Origin of the sequence: Affinundibacterium flavidum, assembly GCF_014284175.1 — a bacterium.
GTDB classification, from domain to species: domain Bacteria; phylum Pseudomonadota; class Gammaproteobacteria; order Burkholderiales; family Burkholderiaceae_D; genus Undibacterium; species Undibacterium flavidum.
Genome location: NZ_JACOGA010000013.1, coordinates 86,905 through 99,380, shown reverse-complemented (window position 1 = coordinate 99,380; position 12,476 = coordinate 86,905). Strand labels below are relative to the sequence as shown.

At 46.1% G+C, this 12,476-nt stretch carries 10 protein-coding genes; 2 read left to right on the top strand and 8 right to left on the bottom strand.

Annotation, left to right across the window (positions count from 1 at the left end):
- The first annotated feature begins 7 nt into the window (after nt 1–7).
- Nucleotides 8–946 (top strand): ribosome small subunit-dependent GTPase A, encoded by a 939-nt coding sequence (gene rsgA, locus H8K55_RS14625; protein WP_186942803.1) that lies wholly within the window; start codon nt 8–10, stop codon nt 944–946.
- Between the two features lie 46 nt (nt 947–992).
- Here rsgA and H8K55_RS14620 read toward each other — a convergent pair whose 3' ends face one another.
- A complete protein-coding gene (locus H8K55_RS14620) occupies nt 993–1,820 on the bottom strand; it encodes a substrate-binding periplasmic protein (RefSeq protein WP_186942802.1) in 828 nt (275 codons plus the stop codon).
- 310 nt (nt 1,821–2,130) lie between these two features.
- Here H8K55_RS14620 and H8K55_RS14615 point away from each other — a divergent pair, with 310 nt between their 5' ends.
- Nucleotides 2,131–5,502, top strand: coding sequence for a S41 family peptidase (locus H8K55_RS14615; protein WP_186942801.1), 3,372 nt, complete (start codon nt 2,131–2,133; stop codon nt 5,500–5,502).
- A 348-nt stretch (nt 5,503–5,850) separates the two neighbouring features.
- Here H8K55_RS14615 and H8K55_RS14610 read toward each other — a convergent pair whose 3' ends face one another.
- The 7 genes from H8K55_RS14610 to H8K55_RS14580 form a co-directional block, all read right to left on the bottom strand.
- A complete protein-coding gene (locus H8K55_RS14610; protein WP_222612485.1) occupies nt 5,851–6,678 on the bottom strand; it encodes a DUF2189 domain-containing protein in 828 nt (275 codons plus the stop codon).
- 261 nt (nt 6,679–6,939) lie between these two features.
- Nucleotides 6,940–8,373, bottom strand: coding sequence for an Ig-like domain-containing protein (locus H8K55_RS14605; protein ID WP_186942800.1), 1,434 nt, complete (start codon nt 8,371–8,373; stop codon nt 6,940–6,942).
- Between the two features lie 188 nt (nt 8,374–8,561).
- On the bottom strand, nt 8,562–9,485 hold the full coding sequence (locus H8K55_RS14600) for an FAD:protein FMN transferase (protein ID WP_186942799.1): 924 nt from the start codon (nt 9,483–9,485) through the stop codon (nt 8,562–8,564).
- Nucleotides 9,486–9,501: 16 nt separating this feature from the next.
- A complete protein-coding gene (locus H8K55_RS14595) occupies nt 9,502–10,638 on the bottom strand; it encodes a DUF3570 domain-containing protein (protein ID WP_230408637.1) in 1,137 nt (378 codons plus the stop codon).
- 56 nt (nt 10,639–10,694) lie between these two features.
- Nucleotides 10,695–10,934: a DUF4266 domain-containing protein gene (locus H8K55_RS14590; RefSeq protein ID WP_186942797.1), complete on the bottom strand. Its 240-nt coding sequence runs from the start codon at nt 10,932–10,934 to the stop codon at nt 10,695–10,697.
- Between the two features lie 180 nt (nt 10,935–11,114).
- On the bottom strand, nt 11,115–11,567 hold the full coding sequence (locus H8K55_RS14585; protein WP_186942796.1) for a GNAT family N-acetyltransferase: 453 nt from the start codon (nt 11,565–11,567) through the stop codon (nt 11,115–11,117).
- A 66-nt stretch (nt 11,568–11,633) separates the two neighbouring features.
- Nucleotides 11,634–12,464, bottom strand: a complete 831-nt coding sequence (locus H8K55_RS14580; RefSeq protein WP_186942795.1) for a LytR/AlgR family response regulator transcription factor — start codon at nt 12,462–12,464, stop codon at nt 11,634–11,636.
- Nucleotides 12,465–12,476 lie beyond the last annotated feature (12 nt).

Here is a 12,476-nt window from a genome sequence, read left to right as displayed (position 1 = left end):
ACACTGCATGTCTAAGAAATTTTCCTCGCAAAAAAAACCTGCGCCGACTGAGCAAGGCACCGTTATCGCGGCACATGGTCGGCACTATCTGATTCAAGCTCAAGATATCAAATTACACTGCGTCACGCGCGGCAAAAAAAGTGATGTAGCGGTCGGTGATGTGGTCGAATACCAACTGACTTCAGCGAATCAAGGCGTGATCGAAGCGATCGTGCCGCGCAGCACTTTACTGTATCGATCCGATCAATATAAATCAAAAATGTTGGCGGCTAATCTCACGCAATTAATTGTGGTGGTCGCGACTGAACCTAGCTTTTCGGATGATTTAATTTCCCGTGCTTTAGTCGCATCAGAATCCTCTGGCATCAAAGCACACATCGTCTTAAATAAAATTGACGTGAGCGCCAGCCTGCCCAAGGCCAGAGAACGGGTCGGGCTGTATGCTTCCCTTGGTTATCCAGTACACGAAGTATCTGTGACAGCCCAAGCCGAAGCCACCCGCGAAAAAATGCTGTCGCTGATACAAGGGCAAAGTACGATTCTGATCGGCCAATCAGGTATGGGGAAATCTTCTTTAATCAATCTCTTAATTCCCGATGCAGACATCGCGACCCGTGAGATCTCTGCTGCCTTAGACACCGGCAAACATACAACGACATTTACCCGTTTGTTTCAAATGGAAAAATATCAGGGCGAGCGAACGTATGTGATCGATTCGCCTGGCTTTCAGGAATTCGGTTTGCATCATTTGAGCGAAGGCATGTTGGAGCGCGCATTCCCTGAATTCTTACCGCATCTGGGACACTGTAAATTCTACAATTGCCATCATCATACCGAGCCTGGTTGCACCGTATTGGATGCGGTCAAACGTGGAGAAATTGCGAGTATGCGTCACGATTTGTTTAAGCAATTAGTTCATGAAGCTGCGCAAACTATTGGTTACTAATTTTTATCTACGCAGTTTGCGTCGACTTCCTTAATTCGGGCAAAAGTTAAGGAAGCGGATGTTGCCACTTTTGCTCAATTTTGGCATATTCACCATTCTTCTTGATCTTACGTAAGCCTTCATCCAGTAATTCAGCAAATTTCACAGATTCCGCCCTTTGCTTAGAAAAACTAACAAATAACGCACTCTGACTAAGGCTGCCAACCTGCTTGATCTTTCCTCGAAACTCATCTGGATAGCGAGTCAGCAAGTGGTCAACTACGCGTGTATAAACCAAGGAATAGGCCGAACGCTGACGAAGTAGCTTACGTAAATTAGATAAGTCGGTAGGTGCTACTTCACGAATGATCCAATTGTCTGTATCCACTTTATCGGTATAAGTATAGCCATGCGTAACGCCCACTTGCTTTCCACGTAAAGTACTGAGCTGCACATTTTTTTCACCCGAATTACTTAATGCGTAAATGCCAATTTCGGCACTAAAAATAGGCTCAGTATGAAATAGGAATTTTTTATTGAGTTTGCCATCTTTCAAACTATCAAAACAAGCTAGTTCCTGACCCGACTCCGCCAACATCAAACAGCGCGCATACGGTGCAGATTTGAATTGCACCTTAACTTTCACAGCAGCAAAAGCTGCTTCAATAATATCCACCGCCAGCCCTTGCAATTTGCCATCCTTCAGTGCCGCGTAGGGATACCACTCATCTTCGCCGACCAAGGTAATGCTATTCGCGTTCTCATTGATCACGTTCTCACTAAGCACGTTCTCACTAAGCACGTTCTCATTGAGAGAATCAATCGTTGGCGCAATTGTGCGCTCGTTCACATAGGTATCTTCATCCAACACGCCCGCAGATACTGGCAAGGACATTCCTGCGCATAAAAGCAGAATGCAACAAAAGACCGTCAGTTTCTTACAGCCAACAAAATAATAGTGAAGTTGCATATTGGAAAGAATGAAAAGGTTCTTGCCTATTTAAACATAAAATTTTATTTGTACAAAAAAATAAGAACAGTTTTGTCCAAAAATAGTGGATTAAATTGATTTAGCGGCCTGAACCCCAGAACTAAAATGCCCGCAACTTGTCTCAAAACCTACTTAGCATCTTCAATTTCAGATTAATAAAACGATGGGAAATTGAAATTCCCGTTTTTTGAATTCTATATATCAATAAAAAACCATGAAAATTCGTCCCCTACTTCCAAGACTCGCTCTCACACTCTCTCTGGCAGGAATGATTGCTTCGGCTTATGCCAGCGCCGATAACAAGGCTTACATTCGCTTCCCTTCGGTACGTGCAGATTCTGTTGTGTTCACGGCTGAAGGCGATTTATGGAAAGCGGGCATTAATGGCGGCACAGCCCAAAGGTTGACCACGCATCTCGGTGCAGAAACGCATTCGGCGATTTCACAAGATGGTCAATGGATCGCTTTTTCTGCCACTTATGAGGGTGCGCAGGAGGCCTATGTAATGCCTGCTGCGGGTGGCGTTCCTAAACGCATCAGCTTTGAAAATAATGCCGTCAACGTACTCGGCTGGAGCGCGCAAGGTGAAGTCCTGATCAGTAGCCAAAATCCGCAAGGGCCAACATCGCAAACAGTCATCGCCGCAATTAATCCACAAAGCTTGCAGAAGCAAATTTTTCCTTTGACGGATGCCAATGAAGCCGCCATCGACAGTAGCGGCAAAACACTCTACTTCACCCGACTCGGCCTGCATACACGCGCTGATAATGCCAAAATGTATCGCGGTGGCGGTCTGGCGCAATTATGGAAATATGATTTGAGCGGCAAATCAGAAGCTGTTCAGTTGTTCGCCAAAGAGAAATCAAATAACCGTCGTCCTATGTTGTGGAAAAATCGCCTGTACTTTCTCAGTGATCGTGATGGCGCATACAACATCTACGTAGGGAATGTCGATGGCAGCGATGCACAGGCACTCACCAAACATCGCGATTGGGAAGTGAGAAATCCGCAAGCTGGTGACGGCAAAATTGTCTATCAACTCGGCGCCAATTTGCATGTGCTTGATCTCAACAATCTCAGCAATAAGTTGGTTGAAGTGGACTTGCTGTCTGACTTTGATCAATCACGCCCACGTTATATCAAAAACCCTTTAGAATTTTTGAGTAATGTACAAGCAGCTAGTAAAGATGAGAAATTAGTCTTCACAGCACGCGGTCAAATGACCATCGCTGGTACGGGAACGCAACGCCGAGTAGATATCAATTTGCCTGAAGGTGCGCGTGCCCGCGAAGCTGTATTTTCACATGATGATCGTTATGTGTATGCATTTGTCGATAGCACGGGCGAAAACGAAATCTGGCGTTTTCCCGCAAATGGTAATGGCAAAGCTGAACAATTAACCAAAGACGGCGAAACACATCGTTTGGCGATGGGACCATCACCCGACGGCAAATACTTGGCACACATCGATAAACGTGGTCGCTTATGGCTACTGGATTTAGCGACCAAATCAAATGTCATCATTGATGATGCGGCCAAAGATGGTAATGGTACGCACGATGAAATCGTCTGGTCACCTGATAGCAAAACACTCGCTATGGTGCGCAGTAACACGACCCAAGGTCGCAATCAAATCGGCCTGTACGATATCGACAGCAAGCAGACACATTTCGTCACGACTGACCGTTATGAGTCAGAGTCGCCTAGCTTTTCCAGCGATGGTAAATGGCTGTACTTCCTGTCCAATCGCAATTTCCAACCAGGTGTGGGCGCGCCTTGGGGTGACCGGAATATGGGTACCAACTTTGATAAACGCACAGGTATTTTTGCGCTCGCTTTACAGCCCGGTAATCGCTTCCCATTCAAACCAGATGATGAATTAAGCAAAAACAATGACAAAGCTGCAGAGAAATCTGCAGATAAGGCAGAACTTGCTGACGCTGGCAAAGACACGAAAGAAGTAAAGGACGCCAAAGATAATAAAGATGCGAGCGATACGAAAAAGGCAGTAGGAGCGACACCGAAGAAAGCCACGACTGCTATCGTTTATCAAGGTCTGGCAGAACGTCTGTATGAAGTGCCAGTTCCGGCTGGTAACTATCGTCGTCTAATTGCTGATGACAAACGTCTGTATTTCCTCGAGCGCGACGCTAGTGACCGCAGCCGCAGCAATGTCAAAACTTTAGCCATCAGCAAAACCGCACCACAAGCCGAAGTCTTTGCTGCAGGCGTGCGTAATTATGATTTGTCGTTGGATAAAAAACGCGTGCTATTACATACAGGTGCTGGCAATGGCGATTTCTACGTAGTCGAAGCGGCCGCGAAAGCCCCTGGTGATTTGAGTAAGGCAAAAATCAAAGTAGACGACTGGAGCTTTAGTTCGCAGCCTCGCCAAGAATGGAAACAAATGTTTATGGATGCCTGGCGCATGCATAGAGATTTCTTATATGACACCAAAATGCGCGGTGTCGATTGGGTCAAAGTGCGTGAGAAATATGCACCTTTGGTTGACCGCGTCACTGATCGCGCCGAACTCAATGATGTGTTGGGATTAATGGTGAGCGAAGTCAGCGCCTTGCATTCTCAAGTACGTCCGGGTGAAGTACGCCGTGCCGCACCAGATGGCCAGGCTGCGGGTTTAGGCGCAGTGCTGGCAAAAACTAGCGAAGGTTATCGCATCGAACATATTTATAGCAGCGAGCCAGATCTGCCTTCACAACGTGCGCCACTCGACAGCCCTGATCTGGATGTCAAGACTGGCGATGTCATTACGATGATCAATGGTAAGGACGTATTAGCTGCGCGCGATATTTCTGATCTATTGATCAATCAGGCTGACAAGCAAATATTGATGCAGGTGAAGCGCGGTGCGACTAGCAAAACGGTGTTGGTGTCCCCTATCAATATGGCGAAGCAGGCAAACCTACGCTATAGCGATTGGGAGCAAAGTCTGGCGACCAAAGTGGATCGCACATCAAATGGCAAAATAGGCTACCTGCATCTACGTGCAATGGGACCAGCGGATGTCGCCAGCTTTGCGCGCGATTTCTATGCCAACTATCACCGCGATGGCTTGATCATTGACGTGCGCCGGAACAATGGCGGCAATATTGATAGCTGGATTATCGAAAAACTCTTGCGCAAAGCTTGGGCTTTCTGGGCCTCTGCCGGACAACAGCCTTACGCAAATATGCAACAGACTTTCCGTGGTCATTTAGTCGTATTGATTGATGAGTTAACGTATTCAGACGGAGAAACTTTTGCCGCTGGCGTCAAAGCCTTAAATCTCGGTCCACTGGTCGGCAAACGCACTGCGGGTGCAGGCGTATGGCTGTCTGACCGGAATACGCTCAGTGATAACGGTATGGTACGTGCTGCAGAGAATGCGCAGTTTGATGTCAAAGACGGGCGTTGGTTGGTAGAAGGTGTCGGCGTATCACCGGACATTGAAGTAGATAATTTGCCGAACGCGACATTCAAAGGTGAGGATAAGCAATTGGAAACTGCGTTGAATTATTTGCAGAAAAAACTCAAAGAACAACCAATCAAACCTTTGGTACCACAAGCGATTCCAGCACTAAAATAATCTGCTGAACTCCGAATAAAAAATGGCGCAGAATCGAAATCTGCGCCATTTTTTTATCAAATTTAAAATCTGATTTACTAGGGTCTGTTGACATATATTTTAGTCAAGCGTTTCACTCAAAACGCAGGATGGCAAGGCGCATCTCGCCGCTGCGGCTGGCCGCCCCAGCAAGAGATGCAACGCTGTCCATCGTGCGTTTTGATTGAAACCCTCCGGGAATGGCTCAAATGGGCACATGGCGTTGTTGCAATCTGCTAATAGTGCTCGCACTACCGCGCAGCTTGCGCCTAGCCCTGTGCCCATTTGCGCACATTCGCTTGCCTAAAATTTATGTCAACAGACCCTAATTCAATTCCGTTGATCATTCGCCGGACCAACGACTTCTTTATACGCATGCCAAGTTGCATGTCCGACGATAGGCATCGCAACGATAAACCCTAGATTCCAAGTCATAAATCCGAAGACCACCAAAGCGACAATACTTAAGCCCCAGATCATCGTCAACGGCACATTCACGAACAGGGCAACGATACTGATGATCATCGCAGTAATCGCATCGGTATCGCGATCTAGCATGAGAGGAATCGATACCCAGCTAATCGCAAATACCAAGCTGGCAAAGATAAATCCCACGCAAGCATACACAATCAAAAATTCAACGTTTTCCAAAGAAAATAATTTCGCCAAAAAACCAGTCATTGTCGGCATGCCCTTGTTATAGAACAAGGCAAAAATAATTAATGATGCCCGAGCCCACACCATCATGATCACCGCTAACACCACTGCAAAAGTGCCGATATTACTCCAGCGTCCACTCATAGAAAACGCGCTGCCTAACATGCCAGAGCGTACATTTTCAATACGGCGACTAACATCATATAAGCCCAGTGCCAGCAAAGGTCCAACTAAGAGAAATCCACAAGTCAAAGCAGACAAATACTCGGGCGCATTCGCCAGCGTCAATTTTAAGATGCCACCCATGACTGCAAAACAGACGCCATAAAACAAACCTGCCAAGGGTTCTGCACGAAAATCTTGCCAGCCTAAATACAACCAATGAAAAGCCCGAAAGGCACCGATACGCGCAACTGGCGGAAAGGCGCTTTTTTGATCAATCACCATACGAATATCGGGCGCGGCACTATCGCCATCACGCCCGTTGCTCGATTCACTCATATCGTCTCCCTCGCGCATCAGAACATCAAAGCCTATGCCTGTGCTGACTTGTTATATTTGAATATTATTGCTTGTTATTGATTCTTATTGGTTCTTATCGATGCTTATTGACTACGCTTGCAGGCTACCGCATCAGCTCTTCCTGAACTCCGTCGAACAACAGGTAGGAGGCAAAAAAAAGCCAGATCAATCTAACATCGTAATCGAAAGGAAGAGCGCGTCGCAAGGATAACGCGGTGGAAGTGTGGTCACAATGCAGCCTTAGAGCAAATGCATGTCTGCCGCAGACAGGCCAATCAAGGTCAAAGCTACCTGTGTATCGGTCGGTGTGACCGCCGCTGCAATCGCCATCCCTTGCAAGATGGCGTCATTTGAACTGGCATAACCCAAGCCCCAGTCAATTGCAAAAGTCTTTGCGACGATAATTTTATTGTCGAGCAAATTGGCAACCCAACCCCAAGTCGAATCACCCTTAAATTGATGAGCAGAGTCAAGCATGATCGACACTAACGATCCGCGGTTAGCTCTACCGGCGACCAACTCAGCATTCCAATAAGCTAACCCGTCTGGGTCAGCACCATCAACACGTCCGAGCACATTTTTATAAATCACGTTGATGAAATCAGCATTGCTCATGCTTGCTGAAAATCCCGTCAAGTTTGAAAATTGCACACCCGCGTTATAGAAAGTTTCGGCAATTGCATTGATAGTTTGCCCTGCTTTCATCTCGCTTAACCAATACGCTAATCCATCAGCGTCCGGTACACGATTAAAGAACGCGACATAGAGTTCTATCAGTCTTTGTACATGCTGCGGTGGTGCGCCTGATGCTGCAGCTTGGATTTGCAGATTGACGGTCATGTCATCAAATTTGAGCGATTCAACATTGCGTAAACTATCGACAGTCATAACGCCACTGACTCCCCCATTTTTAGACGTCACATTGTACGTATTGAGTTGATGACTCAGGGCGTAAGCCGATAATTTTCCAGAGTACACAACTGTATCTCGGCCTGCACTACCATCAATAATGTCGCTGCCTGCGCTGCTGATAATCACATCATCGGCAGTAGTGCCCGTGAAGGTCTCGCCAAGCACCGTCTTAAAGTTGATCGTTTGGGATGTAGCAAACAGATTTCCTTTGAGGTCTTTAACACTACCAGAAGAGATCTCGACTACATAATTCTGACCATATTGAAAGTCCTTAGTCGGATTAATCGTCAGTGACTTTGCGTTGATAGTTAGCTGCGTGCTGCTGGCGACATCGAAGCTTTCAACTAATTTTCCATCTGCTGTCTTCAGTAAAATACTACCCGCCCCAGCAAGGATGTTTTCACTAAAATTAAAGACGATGTCTTTGTGAATAGCGACATTATTCGACTGATCTACGGGACTAAAACTCAACAGTGTTGGTGGACTCGTATCAACAAAATACGTTGCAAGATCTAGGGTCTCCGTACTGTTTGCAAAGATCAGTTTTTCAAAGTTATAAAGTGTGGCATGAAACTCACCACTCGCGCCCGATATCGTATCCACATAGACGGCGCCATCAGCCGCTTGCTTGATCGTATAACTTGAACGCAAAGACGTGCCCAGGTCTAAGGTATCAATCCCACCAAGACCGTCGATCACAAAGGTACCTGGATTGACTACCCTCCATAAATCGTCTTGTTCGGTTCCTTTAATTATTGGCATGAGGTCTTTCCGCAGCTATCGTTGCTATCGTTGCTGTCTTTGCTGTCTTTGCTGTCTTTGCTGTCTTTGCTGTCTTTGCTGTCATTGCTGTCGTTGCTGTCGTTGCTGGCGCACCGTAAGTCCACTCAGTGCGTCAATTTACTTGTTATGGCTTACTCGATATGGTTTGCTTATTAATGATCTGCTTGTTAGTGATTTTTGTATAGCTGTCCGTCGCGATCAATCGCAAGATAATTCACTCCGGCCTGTTGTAAAAACTCCAAGCACTTTTCCTGCTTCAACATAGCAATTGTAGTACAGCTACCAGCCATTGTAGTCAAAGCGGCGATGACGGTGATAGAGCGCCAATGGTCAACAGGCCATCCTGTACGCGGATGTACTATATGGCAATAGCGACGTCCGTCTAACTCAAAATATCGCTGATAGTCACCGCTAGTAGCCAAGCCGCCTCGTTCAATCGGAATAGTTGCGATGATGTTATTGGCATTACGCGGATCTTGTATCCCAATTTGCCAAGCTTGCTGATCTGGCTTTGGTCCGAGGACGCGAATATCGCCGCCCAAATTAACATAGCCAAAACGCACATGCTGCGCTTGCAGGATCACAGCAGCTCTATCTGCTGCATACTCTTTACCAAAGCCACCAAAATCCAGTTCCATACCTTCTCTAGGTAAATAAATTTGCTGATCGTGACGTTCAAGCACGGACCAATCTATCAAGCGACACAACTCAGCCAGCCTTTGTTCAGTTGGTAATGTCGCTTGTGAAAAATTCCATGCGCGACGCAAAACTCCCGCTGTAATATCAAACAAACCGCCACTAGATCGATACAAAGTGTCTGCATACTCTAACAAAGTCCAGGTTTCTGCATCGCAGTGAATCGGCGTTTTTCCAGCAGCTTGATTAATGACCCCAATCACACTTTCTGCACGATAGCGGGAATACTTCGCTTCAATTCTTTTGACTTCGGCAATAGCCAGCTGTGCACTGTTCTGTGCGTTGTACTTTGCGTTGCACTTTGCATTGTCCTGCAACTGCGTTGACTCATCATATCCAATCACAATTTCACAACTACACGCCATCGCATTGAAGGAAAATTTAAATATCTGCATCAAACTCTCAGCCGTTTCAAAACTGGCGAGAAACGCCAACTTGCAGGCTGCGTGCATAAAATGATTGTAAGCCAGCACTTCCGGCACCAAACCACTTTAACGAAGCTGCTTGCTTGTATTGTTCCAACTTAACATCAACAGCCCAATCCTGATTGATCTGCTTACTGACTTTCACACCATAGGTGAAAGCACCAAACGCCGACACCCGGTGATCCTCAGAAAAGTAACGCGCCTTAGCAGGAGGATTTGGCGGAAACGGATAATCTTCTGGCCCGGCATCAACATAAAACTCTGCGGCAGTCTGGCTATACAGCCTGAGCATCGGTGTGATCGTCCATCCCTGTGTTAATGGCTGTCCATATTCTGCGCTCAAGGTATGCGCTTTGATGTTCCAGTTATCCGCATAATAACGATAGCTCAAACGCATAGAACCAGACAGAGATTCCAGATGGTGATTCCAGCGTACTGTCAGGGTGTGATTATTGCGTTCACGTGGTCGTTGATCAAATACTTTGTAAGGATCAGAAAAATAACCTGTTCCATGGGAGAAGCCCACATTGAATTGAACAATATCATCCGTACTAAGCACTTGCGACACGCTGAACAACACATCACGCAGCATTTTCTTTTCCTGCCGCACGATATGATTCACAGGATTGATTTCATCATTGCTGGCACCCAATGCTGCGCTAAACACCGTGTTTCTATCAGCGCTCGAATACGTAGTCTGTAAGGACAAACCTCTCGATTCGTAATCGGCTTCGTGTGAATAATTCGCTGCCACACTGACGCTGCTATTCTCAAAATAGCGGGTGAGATCAACATCAGCTGCATTACGTCTGTCGCGCATTTTCTTCAACCCTGCGCTGTGATACACAGGTGATGCACCTGAAATGCCATCGGTAACGACTGAAGAACCCAATGCCCATTCACCAGCGATCGGCGAGATCAATTTCAAGGCAGTTGCCTTCACGCGTATCCTATCTGCGCTAGTTTGATAGTCAAAATAATCGAGATATTTCAAGGCAATCACGCCACGTTCTGGCGGTTCATCAGCTAGCGCGACATCGCAAGCAAATAGGGATAATGCCGCAGTCAACAAAGCGGTCGCCACAGTATCGTGCGGAGGGGTGCTGGAAGTGTGTGGCATCATGATTTTGGAAGGCGATTTCAATAACAAAACGTGCTCTCAGCGGTGATCAGTTTTGCTCAATTACAGCCACATCCACCACCGCCTACGCCATTGCCACCAGTCGCGGCTTCTTTACTAAAATAAATATGATCGACAAATTTAGCTTCTAAAGGATCACGATCAAACTTCATTTCTTGTCGCGCCAATTTCCCTTTTTCCCAAGCCTGTACTTGATTGAGGGAAGCACAGCCTGACAGCAGGCAAATCGCGCATAATCCAGGCAAAATTTTAAGAGTTTTCACTTGTAGTTCTTTCATGTGCGGTTACGCTCATTTTCTACGCCCCATGTTAACAGCTTTTCACTCGGTTCGAGATCTAAAGTTGATTAAACTCGTCACAAATTCACTATGAAAACCACATCGCCGAATACAAATTTATCGCCACTTAGAGTTAAAGAACTAGGGCCTGTTGACATATTCAACGCAAAAAAAATAGCATTAGCGCAAGATCATTTCTATATGCGGAATATCATCCTCCAAATACATATCTGAATCGGTCACAAAACCAAAAGACTGATAAAACTTTTCCAGATAATGTTGCGCTCCGATACGAATCGCTGACCCCGGATAGGCAGCCTGGCACGCGGCTATTCCCTTGATCAGCAATTGCTTGCCTATGCCACTGCCACGGGCAAACTTACTGGTAATGACACGACCGACTGATGCTTCTTCGAATTTCAACCCTGGCGGTACGACGCGTAAATACGCTGCAAGTTGTTGATCCTCGGTCCAAGCCATCAAATGCTGGCATTCCATATCTGCACCGTCAGGATCGAGATACGGACAATTTTGTTCAAGCACGAAGACTTCAGCTCTTGCTTGTAGGATGGTATACAGTTGGATCGTCGTCAGATCTGAGAAAGAACAGCATTGCCAAGTAATATTTTGCATCGCAGATACCAAGTTAGGGAGTCGTTAGAGAGACATTAGATAGACATTAAAGAGGAAACAGCAATTTTACATTTGCTTGAACAAATGCGCATACACACGACTTACTTGCAATTTTTGATTGCTTCCTTTTATTTGCACAGTGAGCTTGCCGGTTTCGTCGCGGGTGGCGAATTGCAGATAACGTGAATTGATAATGTAGCTACGATGTATTTGCCAAAATATCTGTGGATCAAGTTGCGGTAACAATTCGCGCAAGCTCATACGAATCAAGCTTGCCTGGTCGGCACAAACGACGTTAATGTATTTGTCGGTGGCCTCGAAATACAAAACGTCTTCGACCGGTATCATACGAATTTGATTACCGACCGCGGCACGGATCATCGTCAAGCGTTCGCTTGCTGGGTAGAGGTTTGCAAACATACTTGGCGCGATATTGCGTAATTGCGCGATCATGGTATCTAATTCGCCAGAACCTGAAGTTGAAGTTGAAGTTGAAGACGAAGAATTTTGCTCCTTCAGCTTACTCTGCAGACGTTGCACCGTCTTCGCTAAACGCACGTCACTAATAGGTTTCAATACATAATCACAAGCTTCGTGTTCAAACGCCTGTATCGCATATTCGTCATAAGCTGTAACAAACACGATCAAGGGAAACGCTTTGTCTGCGGGCCACTCTTCAGCCAACTCTTCGGCAACTTCTAAACCAGTTTTTCCCGGCATTTTGATGTCTAAGAAAATCACTTCTGGCATCAACTTTAGCGCTTGATTAACAGCGACTACGCCATTTTCTGCAATTTCTAAGATCTGTAATTCTGGCCACAATTTTTCCAATGTTTTTTGTAAAGTGATGGCCAGAATATTTTCGTCCTCAGCGATCAATGCGCGAATTGCTTGCATAATTTTCCTTCT